Origin of the sequence: Pseudoalteromonas sp. P1-16-1b (assembly GCF_001401785.1) — a bacterium.
GTDB lineage: Bacteria > Pseudomonadota > Gammaproteobacteria > Enterobacterales > Alteromonadaceae > Pseudoalteromonas > Pseudoalteromonas undina.
Window position 1 is genome coordinate 87,867 of record NZ_LKGQ01000013.1, and the last position, 21,322, is coordinate 109,188.

General features: G+C 40.1%; 22 protein-coding genes and 1 pseudogene. 11 read left to right on the plus strand and 12 right to left on the minus strand.

From position 1 onward, the window contains the following. Positions 1-16: 16 nt before the first annotated feature. The 3 genes from leuB to fabR all read right to left on the minus strand — a co-directional run bounded on the left by leuB (position 17) and on the right by fabR (position 3,651). A complete protein-coding gene (leuB, locus tag AN392_RS11010) occupies positions 17-1,093 on the minus strand; it encodes a 3-isopropylmalate dehydrogenase (protein ID WP_055012752.1) in 1,077 nt (358 codons plus the stop codon). After that, positions 1,090-2,643, minus strand: coding sequence for a 2-isopropylmalate synthase (gene leuA, locus AN392_RS11015; protein ID WP_010392352.1), 1,554 nt, complete (start codon positions 2,641-2,643; stop codon positions 1,090-1,092). The genes leuB and leuA overlap by 4 nt, the downstream gene beginning before the upstream one ends. A 390-nt stretch (positions 2,644-3,033) precedes the next feature. Further along, the gene (gene fabR / locus AN392_RS11020; RefSeq protein ID WP_008114202.1) at positions 3,034-3,651 is read right to left on the minus strand and encodes an HTH-type transcriptional repressor FabR; all 618 of its coding nucleotides are present in this window, start codon (positions 3,649-3,651) and stop codon (positions 3,034-3,036) included. 130 nt (positions 3,652-3,781) lie between these two features. Here fabR and AN392_RS11025 point away from each other — a divergent pair, with 130 nt between their 5' ends. After that, positions 3,782-4,915: a fatty acid desaturase gene (locus AN392_RS11025; protein WP_054202812.1), complete on the plus strand. Its 1,134-nt coding sequence runs from the start codon at positions 3,782-3,784 to the stop codon at positions 4,913-4,915. 13 nt (positions 4,916-4,928) lie between these two features. Continuing rightward, positions 4,929-6,359, plus strand: coding sequence for a Si-specific NAD(P)(+) transhydrogenase (gene sthA, locus AN392_RS11030; protein WP_008114205.1), 1,431 nt, complete (start codon positions 4,929-4,931; stop codon positions 6,357-6,359). A gap of 69 nt (positions 6,360-6,428) precedes the next feature. Here sthA and hemE read toward each other — a convergent pair whose 3' ends face one another. Beyond that, complete coding sequence (gene hemE / locus AN392_RS11035) at positions 6,429-7,493, minus strand: uroporphyrinogen decarboxylase (protein WP_008114207.1); 1,065 nt, start codon at positions 7,491-7,493, stop codon at positions 6,429-6,431. A 504-nt stretch (positions 7,494-7,997) separates the two neighbouring features. On the opposite strand from hemE, the gene AN392_RS11040 reads away from it, so the two are divergent. After that, positions 7,998-8,468, plus strand: a complete 471-nt coding sequence (locus tag AN392_RS11040) for an Rsd/AlgQ family anti-sigma factor (RefSeq protein WP_010392345.1) — start codon at positions 7,998-8,000, stop codon at positions 8,466-8,468. Positions 8,469-8,528: 60 nt separating this feature from the next. Here AN392_RS11040 and fkpA read toward each other — a convergent pair whose 3' ends face one another. Continuing rightward, positions 8,529-9,281 (minus strand): FKBP-type peptidyl-prolyl cis-trans isomerase, encoded by a 753-nt coding sequence (gene fkpA / locus AN392_RS11045; RefSeq protein WP_055012753.1) that lies wholly within the window; start codon positions 9,279-9,281, stop codon positions 8,529-8,531. A gap of 195 nt (positions 9,282-9,476) precedes the next feature. On the opposite strand from fkpA, the gene AN392_RS11050 reads away from it, so the two are divergent. Together AN392_RS11050 and AN392_RS11055 are read left to right on the plus strand one after the other, a co-directional pair. Beyond that, a complete protein-coding gene (locus AN392_RS11050; protein ID WP_054202811.1) occupies positions 9,477-10,475 on the plus strand; it encodes a WD40 repeat domain-containing protein in 999 nt (332 codons plus the stop codon). After that, positions 10,462-10,677, plus strand: a complete 216-nt coding sequence (locus AN392_RS11055; protein WP_010392339.1) for a SlyX family protein — start codon at positions 10,462-10,464, stop codon at positions 10,675-10,677. The genes AN392_RS11050 and AN392_RS11055 overlap by 14 nt, the downstream gene beginning before the upstream one ends. A gap of 17 nt (positions 10,678-10,694) precedes the next feature. Here the strand turns inward: AN392_RS11055 and AN392_RS11060 are convergent, their stop codons facing one another. Continuing rightward, positions 10,695-10,898, minus strand: coding sequence for a YheV family putative zinc ribbon protein (locus AN392_RS11060; RefSeq protein WP_008114218.1), 204 nt, complete (start codon positions 10,896-10,898; stop codon positions 10,695-10,697). Positions 10,899-11,030: 132 nt separating this feature from the next. Here AN392_RS11060 and AN392_RS11065 point away from each other — a divergent pair, with 132 nt between their 5' ends. Both AN392_RS11065 and AN392_RS11070 read left to right on the plus strand, forming a co-directional pair. After that, positions 11,031-12,950: an ATP-binding cassette domain-containing protein gene (locus AN392_RS11065; protein ID WP_055012754.1), complete on the plus strand. Its 1,920-nt coding sequence runs from the start codon at positions 11,031-11,033 to the stop codon at positions 12,948-12,950. Beyond that, entirely contained in the window at positions 12,937-13,353 is a 417-nt protein-coding gene (locus tag AN392_RS11070; protein ID WP_055012755.1) for a TIGR02444 family protein, read from the plus strand. The genes AN392_RS11065 and AN392_RS11070 overlap by 14 nt, the downstream gene beginning before the upstream one ends. A 97-nt stretch (positions 13,354-13,450) precedes the next feature. Here the strand turns inward: AN392_RS11070 and AN392_RS11075 are convergent, their stop codons facing one another. Both AN392_RS11075 and AN392_RS11080 read right to left on the minus strand, forming a co-directional pair. Continuing rightward, positions 13,451-13,672 (minus strand): helix-turn-helix transcriptional regulator, encoded by a 222-nt coding sequence (locus AN392_RS11075; protein WP_010392331.1) that lies wholly within the window; start codon positions 13,670-13,672, stop codon positions 13,451-13,453. Beyond that, positions 13,665-14,165 (minus strand): hypothetical protein, encoded by a 501-nt coding sequence (locus tag AN392_RS11080; protein WP_010392329.1) that lies wholly within the window; start codon positions 14,163-14,165, stop codon positions 13,665-13,667. Before AN392_RS11080 ends, AN392_RS11075 begins: the two co-directional genes overlap by 8 nt. Positions 14,166-14,753: 588 nt before the next feature. Here AN392_RS11080 and AN392_RS11085 point away from each other — a divergent pair. Both AN392_RS11085 and AN392_RS11090 read left to right on the plus strand, forming a co-directional pair. After that, positions 14,754-15,740, plus strand: coding sequence for a hydrolase (locus AN392_RS11085; RefSeq protein WP_041709582.1), 987 nt, complete (start codon positions 14,754-14,756; stop codon positions 15,738-15,740). 2 nt (positions 15,741-15,742) lie between these two features. After that, positions 15,743-16,000 carry a YheU family protein gene (locus tag AN392_RS11090; RefSeq protein WP_055012756.1) on the plus strand — a complete coding sequence of 86 codons (258 nt, stop codon included), beginning with the start codon at positions 15,743-15,745 and terminating at the stop codon, positions 15,998-16,000. Here the strand turns inward: AN392_RS11090 and AN392_RS11095 are convergent, their stop codons facing one another. The 3 genes from AN392_RS11095 to AN392_RS11105 form a co-directional block, all read right to left on the minus strand. Continuing rightward, complete coding sequence (locus tag AN392_RS11095) at positions 16,001-16,732, minus strand: LytTR family DNA-binding domain-containing protein (protein ID WP_055012757.1); 732 nt, start codon at positions 16,730-16,732, stop codon at positions 16,001-16,003. After that, positions 16,722-17,462, minus strand: coding sequence for a sensor histidine kinase (locus tag AN392_RS11100; RefSeq protein ID WP_161803865.1), 741 nt, complete (start codon positions 17,460-17,462; stop codon positions 16,722-16,724). Before AN392_RS11100 ends, AN392_RS11095 begins: the two co-directional genes overlap by 11 nt. Before the next feature lie 374 nt (positions 17,463-17,836). Beyond that, the gene (locus AN392_RS11105; protein ID WP_010392316.1) at positions 17,837-18,478 is read right to left on the minus strand and encodes a hypothetical protein; all 642 of its coding nucleotides are present in this window, start codon (positions 18,476-18,478) and stop codon (positions 17,837-17,839) included. A 193-nt stretch (positions 18,479-18,671) separates the two neighbouring features. On the opposite strand from AN392_RS11105, the gene AN392_RS11110 reads away from it, so the two are divergent. Together AN392_RS11110 and AN392_RS11115 are read left to right on the plus strand one after the other, a co-directional pair. Continuing rightward, a complete protein-coding gene (locus AN392_RS11110; protein ID WP_055012759.1) occupies positions 18,672-19,859 on the plus strand; it encodes a dipeptidase in 1,188 nt (395 codons plus the stop codon). A gap of 176 nt (positions 19,860-20,035) precedes the next feature. Continuing rightward, positions 20,036-20,947, plus strand: a complete 912-nt coding sequence (locus AN392_RS11115) for a hypothetical protein (RefSeq protein WP_055012760.1) — start codon at positions 20,036-20,038, stop codon at positions 20,945-20,947. A gap of 252 nt (positions 20,948-21,199) precedes the next feature. Here AN392_RS11115 and AN392_RS18460 read toward each other — a convergent pair. After that, positions 21,200-21,322 (minus strand): annotated as a pseudogene (locus AN392_RS18460) (elongation factor Tu); the annotation flags it as partial.

The following is a 21,322-nucleotide window of genomic DNA, read 5'->3' on the forward strand; positions in this document are numbered from 1 at the left end:
GCTGTGGCTTTAATAATTAAATGCGTGAAACGATAGCCGCTGCAACATCGGTGGTGGTATAGCCGCCCTGCGGATAAATATCAGGCGTCCCCACACCCGCTTCAACCGCCTCTGCAACTGCTTTTTCAATGGTGCGAGCCGCTTCATCTTGTCCTAATGAATAACGTAACATTAATGCGGCACTTAAAATTTGTGCAATAGGGTTAGCGACCCCTTTTCCGGCGATATCGGGCGCTGAGCCACCCGCGGGTTCATACAAGCCAAAGCCTGATTGATTTAAGCTAGCCGAAGGTAATAGCCCCATTGAGCCGGTGATCATCGCGCATTCGTCCGATAAAATGTCGCCAAATAAGTTATCGCACAGTAATACATCAAACTGGCTAGGCTGTTTAACTAGCTGCATCGCTGCATTATCTACATAAATATAATCTAAGCTCACTTCAGGAAACTCTTTACTCACTTCAGTGACTACTTCACGCCAAAGTACACTTGATGCTAAAACATTGGCTTTATCAACCGAGGTTACATGATTGCTGCGCAATTTAGCGGCCTCAAAAGCAAAACGTGCAATACGCTCAATTTCTTTACGCGAGTATGTTTGGGTGTCAAATGCCGCTTCTTCAGCACCTTCGCCACTGCGACCTTTTTCACCAAAATAAATACCGCCGGTTAGCTCACGCACACACAAAATATCAAAGCCTTTTTCGCTAATATCAGCACGAAGTGGTGATGCAGCGCTTAATGCAGGTAATAACTGCGCTGGGCGCAAATTACAAAACAAACCAAAGTGCTTTCGTAGCGGTAATAATGAGGCACGCTCTGGTTGCTCATTCGGTGGTAGGTTTTCCCACTTAGGACCACCCACGGAGCCAAATAAAATAGCATCGGCGTTTTCACAGGCTTTTAAAGTGGTATCAGGAAGTGCTTTGCCAAATTCATCAATGGCTGCGCCGCCAATCGCGTGATGCTCACGGTTCAGAGTAAAACCAAATTTATCACTGACTGCGTCAAGTACTTGCTCTGCAGCTGCCATAACTTCTGGGCCAATACCGTCGCCTGCTAATACGGCAACGCTGTAATGTGTTTTACTCATCCTGCTTTCCTTTGTTGTTTTAAATCAGACACTTTTTGTGCTCGATAAATTAAGTTATAAACCCGAACCATAGCTCGTACTGAGGCTTCGACCACATCGGCCGCAATACCAGCACCGTGATAGGGACGACCATCATATTTAGCAATAATATTCACTTGCCCTAATGAGCTGGCGCCTTGGCCGGTGGCCTCTAAATTGTATTCAATCATTTCAACACTCATACCTGTTAAGCGCTCAATAGCAGCAAACGAAGCTTCAACTGGACCATTACCTGTTGCGGCTTCTTGTTTTGCTTCGCCATCAATCAGCAAGCCTATGGTTGAGCTGGCCACCGATTGTGAATTAGACGCAGAGTTAACAAACTCTAACTGGTACTTTTCGTCTTTGTCGTTAATTTGATTAAAGTAAATCATGGCCTCTAGGTCGTAGTCGTATACTGTGCCTTTTTGATCAGCCAGCGCAACGAAACTTTGGTATAAGCTATCCATGTCGTAATCTGATTTTTGATAGCCTAATTCTTCTAAGCGGTGCTCTATAACATGACGGCCTGAGCGTGAGGTCATATTTAATTGATTACTTGGTACGCCAACACTTTCTGGTGACATAATTTCATAAGTGTTTTGCGCTTTTAATACACCGTCTTGATGAATACCTGAGCTGTGAGCAAACGCATTTTCGCCAACAATCGCTTTATTTGGCTGTACCGGCATATTACAAATTTTGGCCACTTGACGAGAGGCGCGATAAATTTCTTCGCTTTTTATGTCGGTATATACGTTTAAGTGGTCTTTACGCATTTTCATGATCATTGCCACTTCTTCAAGTGAACAGTTCCCCGCACGCTCACCTATACCATTAATGGTGCATTCAATTTGGCGTGCACCGGCTTGCACTGCGGCCACGGAGTTGGCAACGGCTAAACCTAAATCGTTGTGGCAATGCACACTTAAACGCGCTTTATCTATATTTGGCACGTTATTCATTAAATGACGGATCATTGCTGCGTATTCATCTGGAGTTACAAAACCGACTGTATCTGGCAAATTAATTGTTGATGCACCGGCGTTAATTGCTTGCTCAACAATTTTGCATAAATCCCAATGCGGTGTACGCCCAGCATCTTCACACGAAAACTCAACATCATCGGTATAGTTACGCGCTAATTTAATAGATTTAACAGCCATTGCAGTGGCATCATCAAGACTCATACGCAACTTGTGTTCAAGATGAAGCGGGCTGGTGGCAATAAAAGTATGAATACGGCTTTGCTGTGCAGCGCGCAGCGCATCGCCACAGGCCTCGATATCTTTGGCAACCGAGCGAGCTAAGCCACAAATAATAGGGCCTTTAACCTCGGTGGCAATACGTTGCACTGAGCGAAAGTCAGCTGGGCTCGACACCGGAAACCCCACTTCCATTACATCCACATTTAAGCGGCTAATGGTATGCGCCAGTTGAACTTTATCGTCTTCTGTTAGGCTTGCTTTTAGTGCCTGCTCACCATCACGTAAGGTGGTATCAAAAATCCATACTTTATCTTGCTGTTGCATAACTGCCCCTCAATTCCTGTATTACCCAAATTTCGATTTATCCCTGCAGCGAGATAAAAAAAACCCCGCGGTTGCGGGGTTTTTAATGTTTAGCTCAATGCAAACACACTAATCCCCGCTCACTTGCCACAGCAGTAAGAGGTTTAGTGTAATTAAGCGAATAGTTTGCATCTGTTTTCTTGTGTGTGTGTCCAATGAGGCTTATTTTTATCATTGCAACGCAGTTGGCGCAAGCATAAAAATACCAAACAAATAATTAAAGGGGACTTTCTGGGGATTTAAAATTCAAACAAAATCGTATAAAAGAATAAAATATCCAATTTAAACCTAGAGCAGGTTTAAATTAATAAGCGCTGTAAAATACAGCGCTTATTTTAACTTTTTTAATATTTATTCTTTATTTTCAGCACGTACGTAATTTGACGCGCCGCGCGTAATATAACGTAACTGCCATATAACTCGCTCAATCAGTTCATCGCGTTGCTGACCTTCAATATCGAGCGCTTCAGCGCCTGCATTAAATACCAAAGTAACCATGGCTTCTGCCTGAATATACGCATGAATAGCATCGCAGGGGGTTTCACTTTCTAAATAATGTGCGAGTTCTAAAATAAAGTGTTTCACTTCACGTGCCACTGCTGCTCTAAATGCTTTTGAGGTACCTGAGCGTTCACGCAGCAAAAGTCTAAACTGATTGCTTGAGTTATCAATAAACTCCATAAAAGTAACCACAGAGGTGTTGATGACACTGCCACCACTGGCTATTCGTCTGCGTGCTTGGCGCATCAGCTGGCGTAGGGTTAAACCCGCTTCATCAACCATGGTTAAGCCCAACTCGTTCATATCTTTAAAGTGACGATAAAAAGAGGTAGGCGCAATACCAGCTTCGCGTGCTACTTCACGCAAGCTTAAATTAGAAAAGCTATGATCAGCACTAAGTTGATTAAATGCAGCTTCAATTAATGCTTGTCGTGTTTTTTGTTTCTGTTGTGCTCTAACACCCGACATCAACAGCTCCCTGAGTGAATTTGTAATAAATTTTTAATTAAAAAAATAGCTAATAGTACAGTCTAATACTTGACGGCAGCAGATTGAAATATTATTTTAGCGTACAGTTGTACGCTGAGAAATGAGAAACATGAAAAAACCACCGATTATATGGACCAACGTCCTTTTCTTTAGCCTGACGTTTTTGGCTGCTATTACACTTGTACCTTGGTATGGGTTTAACTATGGCTTTACAGGCACGCAGTGGGTTGCTTTTGTAGCTTGCATGTTTTTTGCGGGGTTATCGATCACCGCGGGCTACCATCGTTTATGGGCGCACAAAACTTACAACGCTCATCCTGTGGTTGAATTTATTTTTGCCCTTGGTGGTGCCTTTGCGCTACAAAACAGTGCATTGCATTGGAGTAGCGATCATCGAATTCACCATGGTCAGGTTGATGACCCAGTTAAAGACCCTTATGCCGCCACAAATGGCTTTTGGTATAGCCACATTGGTTGGATGCTACGTGACTACCAAGGCGACAGCTACGATGATTACAGCAACTGTCGTGATTTACAGCGAAATAAAATTGTTATGTGGCAACACAAGCATTACTTAAAATTGGTAATTGCCATGAATGTTGGTTTACCGCTAGTACTCGGCTTAATGCTTGGTGATGTATGGGGCATGTTACTGTTAGCAGGCTTATTGCGTTTAGTATTGAGTCAGCACTTTACCTTTTTTATTAACTCAGTAGCACACATTTGGGGTTCACGCCCTTACACTGAAAAAAACACCGCGAGAGACAATGGCTTTTTAGCACTATTTACCTACGGTGAGGGTTATCATAACTTCCATCATATTTTTGCCAGCGATTACCGCAATGGCATTAAATGGTTTCATTACGACCCAACAAAATGGATGATCCGCTCACTCGCTGCCATTGGTTTAGCGAGTAAATTAAAGCGTACACCGGTTGAGCGCATTGAAAAAGCTAAAGCAGAAACCTTAATGAGCAAAACACAAGGTCGCCTTGCAAAATTGCCTTTAGCGCAAGATAAGCTTACATTATTACAACAAGAGTACGATTTGTTGCTTAAAAAGCTGCAAAATTATTGCTCATTACAAAAACAAGTGTTAGAAGCTAAAAAAAATAATATGGCAAAGCAGTGTGAAAAGTCGGCATTAATGGCACAATATCACGAGCTTGAAGCCGCCTGGGAAACACAAAAACAGGCATGGCTAGCACTTAATGCGAGGTTATTAAAAGCCTCTTTTAGTTAAAATAGGAGTGGCTGTGGCCAAACAACCAGAAAAGAAAAAAGTACCCGTGAGCTACCAATATGATGCAATCATTATTGGCACGGGTCCTGGCGGTGAAGGGACCGCTATGAACCTCTCTAAAAGTAACAAAAAAGTAGCGGTTATTGAACGCCAAACAGCTGTTGGTGGTGGTTGTGTTCACTGGGGAACCATTCCTTCAAAGGCACTTCGCCATTCGGTTAGTCGCTACATTGAATACAAAGCAAACCCTTTGTTTAACGTAGGTGAGCGCCCAGTAAGACTTACTTTTCCAGATATTTTACGCCATGCCAGCTCGGTAATTTCAAAGCAATCAAACTTACGCAGCAGCTTTTACGATCGTAACCGCATTCATATGTTTCAAGGCGATGCTAGCTTTGTTGATAAGCACACTATTGAAATTAGACGTAATGACGGTTCAACTGAACGCCTAACAGCACAAACTATTGTTATTGCTACCGGCTCACGCCCTTATCGCCCACCAGGTGTTGATTTCACCCATTCGCGTATTTATGAAAGTGACACAATTTTAGGCCTTGAACACGATCCTCATCGCGTACTTATATACGGCGCGGGTGTAATTGGCTGTGAATACGCATCTATCTTTAAAGGGCTAGGTGCAAAGGTTGATTTAGTAAATACTCGCGATCGCCTACTTGCGTTTATGGATGCTGAAATATCTGATGCGCTTAGCTATCACTTTTGGAATAGTGGCATTGTTATTCGTCATAACGAAGAATTTGATCGCATTGAAACCCGCGATGACTGTGTTGTTATGCATTTAAAATCAGGTAAACGTGTAAAGGCTGACTGCATTTTATTTGCCAATGGCCGTACTGGTAATACCGATACACTGAATTTAGAAGCGATTGGCTTAAAAGCAGATAGCCGCGGACAAGTAAAAGTAAACGAAACCTACCAAACAGAAATAGACAATGTATACGCAGTAGGCGATGTTATTGGCTACCCAAGCCTTGCTAGTGCTGCATTTGACCAAGGCCGGATTGCCGCAGATGCCATCGCTTGTGGTAACTGCGATGAAAAGCTGATTATTGATATTCCAGCCGGTATTTATACTATTCCTGAAATGAGTTCTGTTGGTAAAACAGAGCAGCAATTAACTGCCGCAAAAGTACCGTATGAAGTGGGGCGTGCGCAATTTAAACACTTAGCCCGTGCGCAAATTGCAGGTACCGATGTGGGTAGTTTAAAAATATTGTTCCATACAGAAACCAAAGAAGTACTTGGCGTGCATTGCTTTGGTGAGCGTGCTTCTGAGATTGTTCACATTGGCCAAGCTATAATGGAACAAAAAAATGGTGGCAATACCATCGACTACTTTGTAAATACTACGTTTAACTACCCAACAATGGCAGAAGCTTATCGAGTTGCGGCATTAAATGGTTTAAACCGCTTGTTTAAGTAAAAACTTAAGTAAAATAGTTTGCAATAAAAAGCCCGCTAATTAGCGGGCTTTTTATTGCTAGTTCACAACTTACTTATGATATTGTGCACTTAGCTCATGCACAGCGTTAATAAATACACCCGCATTTTCTGGATCAACATCAGGTGTAATACCATGACCTAAGTTAAATACATGACCATTGCCTGTGCCAAAGTCTTCTAAAATAGTGCCGACTTCTTGGCGAATACGATCTGGCGTGCCGTGTAGCATTGAAGGATCCATATTGCCTTGTAGTGCCACTTTATCGCCAACACGACGTTTGGCATCACCAATATTAATAGTCCAATCTAGGCCTACTGCATCACAACCTGTTGCTGCAATTGCCTCAATCCATTGGCCACCATTTTTAGTAAATAAAGTAACCGGTACTTTACGGCCATCATTTTCGCGGATTAAACCATCAACGATTTTATGCATATACTGCAGTGAAAACTCATTGTAGTCACGCGGGCTCAATACACCGCCCCACGAATCAAATATCATCAGCGATTGTGCACCCGCTTTAACTTGCGCGTTTAAGTAATCAATCACTGAATCAGCTAGCTTATCAAGCAATAAATGCAGTGTTTGTGGCTCAGCAAACGCCATTTTTTTGATTTTACCAAAAACCTTACTGCTTCCGCCTTCAACCATATAAGTTGCAAGTGTCCAAGGTGAACCCGAGAAACCAATTAATGGCACTTCACCTTTAAGCTCACGACGAATAGTGCTTACAGCATTCATTACGTAGCCAAGCTCATCGGTAGGATCAAGTTTTGGAATTTTTTTAACATCGGCTAATGATGAAATTGGGCGTTCAAACTTAGGGCCTTCACCTGTTTCAAAGTACAAACCTAATCCCATTGCATCGGGAATAGTTAAAATATCACTAAATAAAATAGCGGCATCTAACGGGTAACGGCGCAGAGGCTGTAAAGTTACTTCACAGGCTAACTCAGCATTTCTACACAGGCTCATAAAATCGCCCGCTTGTGCACGTGTAGCACGGTATTCAGGTAAATAACGTCCAGCTTGACGCATCATCCATACTGGCGTGACATCAACAGGTTGCTTGGCAAGGGCACGTAAATAACGGTCGTTTTTTAATTCGCTCATAGCGTATAGAGTCCTAGGGCTTTTAGAAATTGTGCAAGATTGTACCACCATATTTGCGCCCCCTCTATCGCTAAGCGATTAAATCGCCTTAGAGTAGCGCTAGATCAAGTAATTTTTAGTTTTCATTTTATTTTGTATATAAAACAACCAAACAAACGTTAATAATAAAAACTTTTCATTAAACTATTTGCAACATTTAAAAAAGCTTGGTATTGTTACTCCCGCGTTAACAAAACAATAACAAAAATTGTTAATACAAAAATAATAAAAATCTCTAATAAAAATAAGAATGCTTGTTTAAACAAGTCTAATAAAGAAATTAAACCACCGTAACAGGTGGTTTTTTCTTGCCTGAAATAAATTACTTACAACTTATACCTTAAACAAAACCCTCTGTGGTACTACATCTATTTTACTTGTTGATATACACGCCAATTAAATATATCTTGGATGATAGAAACTTTATTACCAATTAAAAATCCAACCCAGCTTAGGAGAAGAATTATGCTGAAGCGTGTAGAAAAAGCTCAACAAAAGTGGGGGGGTAGCCATACGGTCATCGACAATTGGTTAAACGAACGCCAAGAGCTGATTGTGCTTTATTGTAAAATTGCAGGCTTTTCACCTTACGAGAAAAAAGATCAATCTTTGCCTGAACCATCACAAATTCAAGCATTTTGCCAAATCTTAATGGATTACCTATCGGCCGGCCACTTTGAAGTGTACGACGATATTGCTAAAGCTTGCGAAAAGAAAGGCTTAGAAAGCCAACAACTAGCAAATACTATATACCCACGTATTTCAGATACCACTGACATTGCTCTAGATTTCAATGACAAATACGCTGAAGTAGACGCAGAAGATTTGTTAGTAGGATTTGATAATGACCTATCGGTTATTGGTGAAGCACTCGAAGCGCGCTTTGCACTCGAAGATGAGTTAATTGATAACTTATATTCTAACCACACTGACTAATTAGTTATTCAGTGCAATAAAAAAGGGACCTAAGGTCCCTTTTTTGTTTTATATAAATACTTATTCTGCAGCGACAGCTTCTGCATCATTTTGAATTTCTAATAATTCAACTTCAAAAATAAGTGTTGAATTAGCAGGAATTTTACCTAAATCACGATCACCGTAAGCAAGATCTGAAGGAATGGTAAATTTGTACTTAGAACCAACAGTCATAAGTTGTAAACCTTCAGTCCAACCAGGAATAACACGGTTTAGTGGGAAAGTTGTTGGCTCGTTGCGTGAGTAAGAGCTATCAAATTCAGTACCGTCTAAAAGAGTACCTTTATAATGCACTTTAACTACGTCAGTCGCTACTGGCTTAGCGCCTTCGCCTTCGCTCATTACTTCGTACTGTAAACCAGACTCAGTAACCATTACGCCTTCTTTTTTAGCATTCTCAGTTAGGTATTTTTCACCCTCAACTTTGCTTTTTTCAGACTCTACTTTTGCTTTTTCTTCTTGTTTAGTACGCACTGACTCATCTAATGCTGTTAATACTTCACGAATTTTCTCTTCGTCAATTTTAGCATTACCAGCAAGTGCATCTTCAAAGCCACGCATTAATAATGCTTGATCTAATTCGATACCAATCTCTTTTTTATCTGCTAGGTCTTTATTTAAAAAGTTACCTACAGATGCACCAATACCGTATGCTTGTTGTTGCGCTACAGTATCTAGCTTAACGTCTGCTTGCTCTTTTTTTGCTTCTTGATTACAAGCTGTAAGCGCTAAAACTGACGCTGCAATCAATGACAATTTAATCGTCTTTCTCATTTTAAATCTCCGACACACTTTGCAGTTGTCATTTATTGTAATATTACTAGTTAAAGATTAACGGCCTACATGGTAGGCTGCTTGTTTAATAGCTAAACTAAAAACATATCCAGTGATTAGACAAACAACCTAGGCGTTTTTCGCAACCTAGTCTAACCTCTCAGTCACGAAGAGTTAAGAGGAAATACCTGTAATATGTCGTTATTTCGTACTTTTTTAGTTGCTACCTGCTGTTTATTAACAATTGCATGTAGTGATGAAAAACAACAAGCAGTGGCTAGTTTTGAGCACACAGCACAAGGTGCTTTCTCATCCGCACTATCGCATGATGGTCAATACAGCTTAGTGTCTTCTATCAATCATGGGGTCGCCCTTTGGGATAATCAACAGCAAGCGCTTAAATACCAATGGTTTCAACAACAGGCTGAAGATAGCTTAGTTTATGCCGTAGCCATTGCTTTTGATAATAGCGTGGCTGTTACCGCCGAAAAAACCACCTTTGCCGTTTGGGATATAGCCTCAGGCAAAAATAAAGGCTTTTACAAAATACAAAAAGCCAGCATCCGCGATATTGCCATTAGTAACCAAGGCAACAGTGTTATTTACGGGCGCAGCGATGGCGTTGTGGTATTTATAAACCTTAACACTGGCAGACGCATTGAATTTTTAGGCCACCAAGATAAAGTAAACACCGTAGACCTATCACCTAATGGGCGCTATGCATTGAGCGGCTCAAACGATTATGTGGCCTACTTATGGGATACCCAAAGTGGACAAGTTATCCATCGCTTTAATCACCCAACCCGAGTAACCCAAGTCGCTTTAGATCCTCAAGGTCGTTATGCTTTTACCGCCGACAGTATGGCACAAGCAAATGTATGGAAGCTGACTACAGGTGACCTTGTTAGTAAACTAAAGTATATTGCGCGTCAGAAAATTTTTACTGCGGTGCGTTTTAACGACCAAGGCACTTTATTAGCAACCGGTTCACCCAACAAACGAGTGGATTTATGGCAGCTAAACAGTGGTGAAAAAATTCAAACATGGCAAGTGACCCCAAGAGAAGGCAGTAAGCCAAAATCGGCAGTGGTACTTGATGTGACATTTACAGATAACGGTAAATCATTGTTAACTGAAAGCTCAAGCGGAATCGCTGAGCGCTTTATTATACGAGAACCAAATGAACACAATTGAACATCGGTTAATGGAGCTTGAGGCTAAAGTGGCTTTTCAAGACGAAACGATTGAAATTTTAAATGATGAAATAAAAGTTCACCAGCAACAGATGGCAAAAATAAAGCGCCAAACCGAGTTGCTGGCTGAAAAACTTAAAGAGTCGCAGTCATCACAGCCTATGATGTCGAATATGCCAGAGCCACCGCCGCCGCATTATTAAGCAGCACTAACAAGGCACTAATCGCCTGGATTAAACACGCCAATGATCTGTTCAAATTGGCGTGTTGATGCCTGCACAGCCTGCTCTGGTTGAGCCATTTTATGGCCACACTGCATACATTCAACTTTTTCTACGTCGTGCTCTTTGTAAAGCATTAACATATCCATGGTTTTACACTCAGGACACGTTGCTCCAGCAATAAATCGTTTTTTATGTTTCACTTCGCTTTTCCTACCATTTTGACTGACGTTATTTTATCGCAATATTTGCCTACTTGATACGATTGATATGGCTAATAAGATCCGTGTTATAATGGCGGCAATTCAATCAAGGCACAGTAAAGTAACGTATTTATGATCCAAATCTCAGAAATAGAACTGCTTCGCGGTGGCAAAGCTTTATTAAAAAATGCATCGGCTACATTATTTCCAGAGCACAAAGTAGGCCTTGTTGGTGCCAATGGCTGTGGTAAGTCAACGCTATTTAGTTTATTAAAGTCTGAGCTTTCGTTAGATGGCGGTAATTGCAGTATTCCTAAGGATTGGTCACTGGCCTCAGTAAAACAAGAAACCCCCGCCCTTGAAATAAGCGCCATAGATTACGTACTGCAAGGCCACCCTGAATACTACGCACTAAGAATTGCGTTGCGTGAAGCCGAGCAAAATAACGATGGCGACACTCAAGCTAAAGTGCATATTCAGCTTGAAAATATTAAAGGCTATAGCATTGAAGCCAAAGCAGGTGAGCTGTTACATGGTTTAGGCTTTGCTAATAATCAAATAGAAAACCCGGTAAGTGCATTTTCGGGTGGTTGGCGCATGCGCTTAAACTTAGCCCAAGCGCTTATTCGCGATGCCGACTTACTGTTACTGGATGAGCCAACAAACCACCTTGATTTAGATGCCGTGTATTGGCTAGAGCGTTTTTTACGTGCCTACACCGGCACGCTAGTACTTATTTCTCATGACCGTGAGTTTTTAGACGCTGTGGTTGATCAAATTTGGCATATAGATAAACAACTTATTAATGTGTACAAAGGTAACTACTCGCAGTTTGAACGCCAAAAAGCTGAGCGCCTATTGCAGCAGCAAGCCATGTTTGAAAAACAACAAGAACAAATAGCGCATCTTGAGCAGTTCATTACCCGCTTTAAAGCCAAAGCCAGTAAAGCCAAACAGGCACAAAGCCGTGTTAAAGCGCTAGAGCGCATGGAAAAACTTGCCCCAGCACATGTTGACTCGCCATTTGATTTTGAATTTGCTGAGCCAACCGCCCTGCCCAATCCGCTAATGACTCTCGACAAAGCCAAAGCCGGTTATGGCGATGTCACCATTTTAAACAGTATTAAGCTGAACTTAGTACCAGGCAGCCGTATTGCACTACTGGGTAGAAATGGCGCAGGTAAATCAACACTGATTAAGTTACTGTCAGGTGACTTACAGCCTCAAGCAGGTGAAGTGTTTCAGCATCAAGGCTTAAACATTGGCTACTTTGCGCAGCATCAACTGGAGTCTCTAGATTTAAAAGCCAGTGCCGTCACTCACCTGCAACGCTTAAACCCTAAAGCCAGCGAACAATCATTGCGTGACTTTTTAGGCGGTTTTGCCTTTGTAGGCGATAAAGCACTCGATCCTGTAGCTCCCTTTTCTGGCGGTGAAAAAGCTCGTTTAGTACTGGCTATGTTGGTTTATCAAAAACCAAATTTACTACTACTCGATGAGCCAACCAACCACCTTGATTTAGAAATGCGCCACGCTTTAGTTATGGCATTACAAGGCTTTGAAGGCGCTATGGTCACGGTATCGCATGATCGCCATATGCTTAAAAATACCGCCGATGAATTTTATTTAGTTGATAATGGCGAGGTCACCCAATTTGGCTACGACCTAGATGCATATTATCAGTGGCTGCTTAATGCTAATAAAGAAGCCGCTAAAAACGACACCGACGAAGAGCCAAAAGCCCATTCACAAGTTAACCGTAAAGAGCAAAAGCGCTTAGAGGCCGAGTTTAGAAAAGCGATTCAGCCGCTGAAAAAGCAAATTGAAAAACTTGAAAAGCAATTAGATAAATTTGCTGCAGAACTAGCTGACGTTGAAGAGGCGCTAGGCGATAACACTCTCTATAACGACGAAAATAAAGGCAAGCTTAAAGAGTTAATTACTAAACAAGCCACACTTACGCCTAAGCTTAACGATGTTGAAGAAGAGCTACTTATGGCCCTTGAAGAAATGGAACAAAAAGAGCAGGCATTCGCCGATGAACTTGCTTAAAAGCAACGATTTTTGGCAGTTTGCATGTAACCTTTATAGCAAAGGTGACATGCAAACGCGCCTGTTGGATTATCAAAACCAGCTAGGTAAAAACGTCAACCTCTGCTTGTTGCTGTATTACTTAGATTCTCTCAATCTAGCTATTAACCAAACACAGCTAAACAAGCTTGAACAATCAATTAGTGAGTTTGATAAGCTGGCATTGAAGCCTCTACGAGCCACACGTGCCTACTTAAAAGCCAATCAAGCCGAGATTACAGATTACGCCGCAATTCGAAAAGCACTTCTCGGTGCCGAGCTAAAATTAGAAAAGCAGCAACAAATAATATTGATTGATAAAGTTAATAGTATGAATTTAACACCTTGTGCAACGCCCAATAACAGCGATAAATATTTGTCATAATTTTTCACTATTAATTTCATCAGATCATAAAGCCATTTATATTATGAATATTAGCTCTTATATACATGGTTACTTTGGTTTACTTTTATACACCAAGCTATATATCTTTAGTTTTGTATTGAAATACCTCTTCTAAAGGTAAGTTAAAAACTAAAGAAATTTTAAAAGCCACCTCTAAAGTGGGTGAATATTTATTTGCCTCAATTGCCATTACCGTTTGCCGCGTTACGCCAATAGCATCTGCTAACTGCTTTTGCGTCATTTCATCGCGTAAAAAGCGTAATGTTCGAATAGAGTTAGTTATTGCATACTCACTCATAGATATCACCCGTTCTGCCTTTATAAAGCTGCGCTATGTAATTGACTATTTCGGCAATCAAAAAAGCGCCTACCATGATATGCATTGGTAAATATGGAATATTATATTCGATAGCTGGGCCCCAGTTATTAGCTTCAATTTGATATTGAAAAATAGCAACACAAATTCCCGCCTGTAAGATTATGGCCTTGTATTTATAACCTACTAAATTTATTTGCTTTTCTCTCACATCAGGTGGCTGATTTAATTCATTATCACTGATAAATGTAAGTAATAAATAGCTCAATACTATAAGTATCACAGAATAAATTAACACCTGTAGCAATAAGCCAGATAACCAAGAAACAGAACTAAGCTGCTGCGTACTCGCATTCATTAGGCTGTTTACATAAAAGTAAGATATGTACACGCTTACTAGTAAATCGATACTCAGCGTCAGTTCTCTAAAACTTATGCTTTGTAAAAGTTCTTTAAAGTGCTCTGAACGAGTCATATAAAGCTAACTCCAAGTAAAATATTTTTGACTTTTAAACTATAAGTTCACTTTTTATCCATGTCAAATATATTTAACACCAGGTTTGTTTTATTTAACCTAAAACAAAGCAACGGTTATTCAAAGCTGAACTTTGCTGACCATCTTTATTATAAAAGTGATTAAAAAATCGCAGATAATTTACTAAAAAGTGCAAAATCGACTTAACTTTATTGATCAAAATCAACATCTGCATTGCCCATTTTATAATCTGTAAAATAGCTTGATCTGGATCATATCAAGTACCACTGAGCCAGCCTATGATTACCCCATAGACATCAGGAGGCAATTATGAACGTATTCTTTAGAGATTTTTTTAGCGACCCAGTACTATTTTTATCATTTGGATTTTTAGGCGTCGTTATTAGTTTATGCCTCTTCTTTGTGTATTTTTTCATGAAGAAAGTACACGATGCAGATATTAAAGAACAGCATTAAGCACGACGCACAAAGCGCCTTATTAGTTTACTGATTAGGCGCTTTTTATTTTTAAATATAAAAAATTTGCTACACTAGCGCTTCGTTAATTGCAAAGTGCGTAGTACAGACATGATCCCTAAGTTCAAACCCGCATGGTGGATGACCAACCGACACGTTCAAACCATAATACCGCGTTTTTTCCGCCCTTTTCATCATACTCGCTACGAACTTGCGCAACTTGATACGCCCGACGGTGATTTTATTGAGCTTGCTTGGTCACTCCCGCATAACGAAAAAGCACCACTCGCAGTGGTACTTCATGGACTTGAAGGCAATATCAACAGTTTTTATGCCAAAGGCATGATGAAGGCATTAAAAAAGCAAGGCTTTGCTGTCGTATTGATGCACTTTAGAAACTGCTCAACCGAAGTAAACCGCTTACCAAGAGCCTACCATAGTGGCGACACCGCCGATTTAGCTTTTTTTATAAATCATTTAAAACAACAGTTTCCAAATCGCCCTATTGTAGCGGTGGGTTTTTCATTGGGTGGTAATGTACTGGCTAAGTATTTAGGCGAAGAAAACATTCACTGCCCGCTTAACGCAGCTGCCGTGATATCTGCGCCCTATGATTTATCATCATCTAGTGATGTTATTCGTAAAAGCTTAGGTAAAATTTATCAAAAATATTTGCTCGATCGAATGAAAAAGTCGATGCAACGTAAATTACCGCAAATTAAACAACAGATACCGATCACCACTGATCAATTAATGGAAATTGACGATTTATTAGAGTTCGATAACCAGCTTACAGCACCGTTGCATGGCTTTGAGAATGCACACGATTACTACAAAAAAGCCAGTGCGATGCCGTATTTAAAAGATATTGCGACACCTACACTAATTATTCATGCCAAAGACGACCCTATGCTGTCGATTAAAGCGGTTCCAAGTAGTCAGGATGTAAGTGAGCATGTTACGCTGCGTATCTCTGAAAAAGGCGGACACGTTGGCTTTATTAGTGGTAACAATCCACTTAAGCCCGTGTATTGGCTAGAGCAAGTAGTGCCTGACTATTTTAAGCAATGTGTATTTAATAACACCGATAATGAGTGACTATGATTATTCCTTTTGAACAACTTGATAAAGACACACTGTACAACCTAATTGAAAGCTATGTACTGCGCGAAGGCACAGATTATGGCGAACAAGAATTCAGTATTGAAAGCAAAGTGGCGCAAGTGAATCAGCAATTAAAAAGCGGTGAAGCCATGGTGTTTTTCTCTGAACTGCACGAGTCGGTCACCATTATCTCGAAAAACGAATTCAAAGCTATGCAAAGTGAAGAGCAACATTTGCAACATTTGCAACAATAGCTATAGATTAAAGCTTAATTGTTGCTTTAACTTACTTGCTTGACGACGAGATATTTCAACTTGTGCACCATTACGGAGCTTTGCCAAAAGCCCATAATTTATAGTTTCTTCAAGTTCCATTATCGCGTCTAGTCGTATTATGTCACTGCGGCTTGCTCGTAAAAAGTAATCTGGATTTAAGCGAGCTTCAATTTTAGTTAAAGAGCTATGAATATAGGCCTTCCCGAAAGCAGTATAAATCGCTGCATGATTACCAATACTTTCAAACCTTAAAATGTCTGCCAATTGGATAATTTTCATGTTCTCAGAAAATTTAACCATCAATTTAAAGTTATCTTCTAAGTAACTAATAGGCCGCTGTGTCAGTTGCCCTTCCAACTTTTCTAAGGTGCCTTCTAAACGCTCTTTTACAATAGGCTTTAGTAAATAATCAACGGCATTAAGGCTAAAGGCATCTACAGCAAACTCGTTATACGCTGTGCAAAATATTATATTAGTCTCACCTGCTAGCTGCTCCGCAAGTTCAATACCTGTGCCGCCCGGCATTTCAATATCAAGAAAAACAACATCAGGCTTATGCTTTTTTATTAATTCATAAGCATGGCTAATATTTTCAGCCTCATCAATTATATCTATGTGCTTATAAGGCTTTAATAACCGAGCTAACTCATTTCGAGCAAGTAGCTCATCATCGACTATTAATGCTGTTATGGTCGGCTTATTATGTTGCATAGGGCACCTCCAAAGTTGCATTAAACTGTCCGCTCTGTTTTTTAATGAGCAACTTACCATGTTGTGCAAACATCAGCTCAAGTCTTGATTGAATATTCTGTAACCCCAATTTGGTGCCGGACTTAAGTTTCGTTTCATCAAAAGGGTTATTCACTGTAATCGTGACTGTTTCCCCTGTTCTTACTACATCTACTTTTATTTCTCCACCCTCTACTAAATGGGCAATGCCGTGCTTTGTCGCGTTTTCGATTAAAGTTAATAAAGCCATACTCGGTAATACGACTTTTTTTAACGCGTCATCACACTGCATTGTGACTAAAAGCCGTTTACCAAACCGTACTTTTTCAATCGCCAAATAATGTTCGCATACCGTCCACTCTTGCTCAAAATTGACGTGGGTTTGTAAATCTGTGGTGAGGTTATATCTAAATAGCTCAGAAAGCTGGGTAACAATATCAGCGGCTTTATCTTGATCTTGGTAAATCATGCCACGAATTGAGTTTAAGGTATTGAATAAAAAATGAGGATTGATTTGGCTTTTAAGGTTTTCAAGTTGCTGCTCTTTCAGCTGACTCATAATAAGTTTTTTTTCTCTTCGCGATACTACCGCTAAGTAACAACCACTCCATATTAAACTCATTACTAACGCATTAAAAAAGCTTGAGAACACTCCGGTAAACTGTTGCTCATTTAAATCTACCGTTGCTTCTCCATACATTTGTATGCTCATACTCGAAGCGCTCTCAGGTAAAATGAAAGGCGTAAAATAACCTACATTCAGAGTCTGTATTAATGCTAACGGAATAGATAACACACTTAGCAAAAAAATATTGAGTCGTGCTATTTTTAACTTACCACACAACCGGTTACCTAAGGTGTAAAGGATAAAATGGGTCAATAACACAAATACAGATGCATGTGAGACAGTTCTTAAAAGCAAATTAGCATGGTGCTCTGATGCTGTATTTAATATCGCAACTCCTAAGCTATAGTTTATAAGCACAATACAAGTAAAAACCAACAACTGGCAATACCAATAACTTCGCATGGGTACACTCCTTTGATAATACAGAGCATTGTACCCAAGACCGATTAAGTTACTACTCAAAATTTTGATACCACAGTAAAAAACAGTGATTGATTATTGCCAACACTTAGGTAACCCGCGCTAAATAAGGCATATTTGGCTTTCGTTGTTTCCAGTGCGAACTTATAACCAGTCTCACTTTTTAACGCATCGCGATGCTCTAGTGCTGTATTCAGCACAAAATCCTTATAAAAATTATATTTGCCACCCACACGAGTTATATCAAATGTTTGAGAACCTACGTGATTATTAATATCGAGTTGCTGCTTCATTAATGCACTTTCAATATAAAAATGTGCTTTGTCTGAATATGCCCAATTAACCCCTAGAGTGATTTCGGTTTGAGTTAAATTAGCTTTATCACCATCCTTATTTATTTGATGCTGTAAGCGCCCATAAAGATCAACCTTACCATTGAGCTGATCTTTTGAAAGTTTGCCTAATGAAGCTTGGTAATTAATACCAACACCTTTCCCATCAAACACGTCTTTAATTTTGGCTGTTTGAAAGTCAACAGAAAAACCCTCATGGAATTGAAGCACTGAATCGGTTTCATCTATTTCATCTGCGTAACTGATTGATGAAAAAACCAATAATAATGTTGCTAAAATTGGTTTAAAAGATAGTTTGCCTGGCTGATTTTTTATAGTAATTTGCATAGTTATGTCCCTTAAATTGCAGTACGCCTTAGACGCATACTGAGTCTTTGTTGACTAGGACTATAACGATTACACTTGATACCGAAGGGTAATAAGTGATTAATGGCTAAAAAAGAGGATAAACGGATAGTAGGCAGGACGAATCAATTGTTGTTACAATCATTAGCATTATTATAATAAAATAGGTAAGAACATGAAATTACGTTTAGCACTTAGCGCCATTGCACTAACCGTTGCTGGAGCACAAGCAACGACGGCCCCCCCTTCAGATAAAGCAATTAAGCTTGCTCACGATACCATTTTAATCGACACCCACATTGATGTACCTTACCGTATTCATGATAAATGGGCGGATGTAACTAAAGCCACTGAGGGCGGCGATTTTGATTACCCTCGTGCAGTAAAAGGCGGTTTAAACGCGCCATTTATGTCGATTTATATTCCTGCTCATTTAGAGTTTGAAGGCAAAGGAAAAAGCTTTCAATTAGCGAATCAATTGATTGATGGTATGGAAGCGATTGCGTTTCGTGCTCCAGATAAATTTGCCATTGCCAGCTCAACAAGCGATATAGAAGCACAATTTGCGCAAGGTAAAATGTCGATTGCCATGGGTATGGAAAACGGATCGCCTATCGAGGGCGAAATGAAAAACCTACAACACTTTTTTGATCGTGGCGTGCGTTACATCACCCTAGCTCACTCGCAAAGCAATCATATTTCTGACTCATCATACGATATTCGTCGCAAGTGGAAAGGCTTAAGCCCATTCGGTAAAGAGCTAGTAAAAGAGATGAATAACATCGGCATGCTGATTGATGTATCGCATATTTCGGACGATGCATTTTATCAAGTAATGGAATTGTCTAACACACCCGTTATTGCGTCACACTCTTCACTACGTAAATACACGCCGGGTTTTGAGCGTAATATGAATGACGACATGCTGTTAGCCCTTAAAAAGAACGGTGGTGTGATTCAAATTAACTTTGGTTCAAGTTTTGTTACTTCAAAAGCCGGAAGTTGGTACGATCAATTCAAAAGTAAAAAACAAACAATTACTGAAGAAGGCAAAAAAGTAGCTAAAGATTTTGATGCGATGTACCGCGCTAAAAATCCATTTCCATTTGCTAGCCTTGAGCAAGTTCTTGATCATATTGATCACGTTGTGAAGCTAATTGGTATCGAACATGTTGGTATTGGCTCTGATTATGACGGTGTAGGTGACTCACTGCCTATCGGCTTAAAGGATGTATCTAGCTACCCTAACCTAGTTCAAGGTTTGATGGACAGAGGTTACAGTGATACCGATATTAAAAAGATTTTAAGCGGCAATACACTAAGAGTGTGGAAGCAAGCTGAGCAATACGCAAAATCGCATTAAGCTTTGCGCGCTAGGCTTAGGTCTAGCGCTTATAGCCAATTTAAACACCGTATTTCGCCACTCACGCCCCCCCCCTTCTTAATTAACCCGTATATTTCATCCTCATTTACCACATTTTTTAACAGACTTATATTTCGAAAACAGATAAATTACCCATTTTAGAGGCAGATTATTTTATGACTATAAACAAAGGAACTATTGCGATTACTATAGCAACACTTGCCTTGGTAATTTCATGCTACGGAACATTTTTTAAAGATCAGCCCAGTTCGCTTAATAAGCCCAAGCAGCAACAGCTAAGTCCCACAGTTTCTATTAGTACTCCTGCAGAATATCAGCAATCAAATGAAGCCTTAATTGACGAACTAAGCAAGAAAGTAAGTTCGCTACAACGCAAAGTAGCAAACTTAACACTGCACGCTAATGGCTCTTATCAAGAACAAGATACCGACGAATTTAAGGAACTTGTTCTTGACGTACTAGAGGAAAAACAGCAGCAAGAAGATGAAAAACGACGTGAGCAAAATCCTCTTTATAGCTTTTATGCAGACTTACCAGAAGACTATGATTTAAGGATCAAATCAGAACCTGATTATGCTAAACAAATAAACTCTCAATTAAGAGAGCAAACTTTAGATCCAAGCATCTCTGATTTAAATAGGTTAGCTGCACTGAGCCAACTGCAAATGAATATGTATATTCTAAATAAATCTACTATGCCTGAGTATGACTATGAAGTAGTAGGTAACATTTTAAATTTAGTGAACAACAGTAGTGACGAAAAGTTTAAAATTCAAGCTGTTGAGTTATCAACTCAAACACCGGTACTTGATTACCGCCTTGCAGAGCAATTTACAAACTTGTTAGAGCAAGACTCGAATGATTATATCCGTCGCTTAGCTGCACAAGGGTTGATGGCGCAATACTACCAAGCTCAAAATAAACAAGATGGTTATACGAAGCAAATGGCGCAGCACCTACTGTCAGTTTATAACAACAGCTCTGACAATGCAGTCAGGGCAACGCTTGACGAAATGATGGGTAACCAAGATATGCTTGATGAATTACGTAAGAATGCTGGTTACTAACTGATTAAGTTCATGCTCCCACTCTGTTACAGCGATAACATTAATACTTTTACTTCAGACATTAAAAAACCCGAGACTAAGCTCGGGTTTTTTTAATGCTTAATGCATTACAACAGTTGATTACTCAACGATAATTGCTACAAAGCACAGATGCCTAAGGTAAGAGAGCCACCTTCACATTACATAAATTACAAGCATTAAAAAACCCGAGGCTAAGCTCGGGTTTTTAGTATTAATTAGCTAGGCTAACTATTACTCTACGATAGTTGCTACAACACCAGCACCTACAGTACGGCCACCTTCACGGATAGCGAAACGAAGACCTTCGTCCATCGCGATTGGCGCGATTAGAGTTACTGTCATCTTAACGTTATC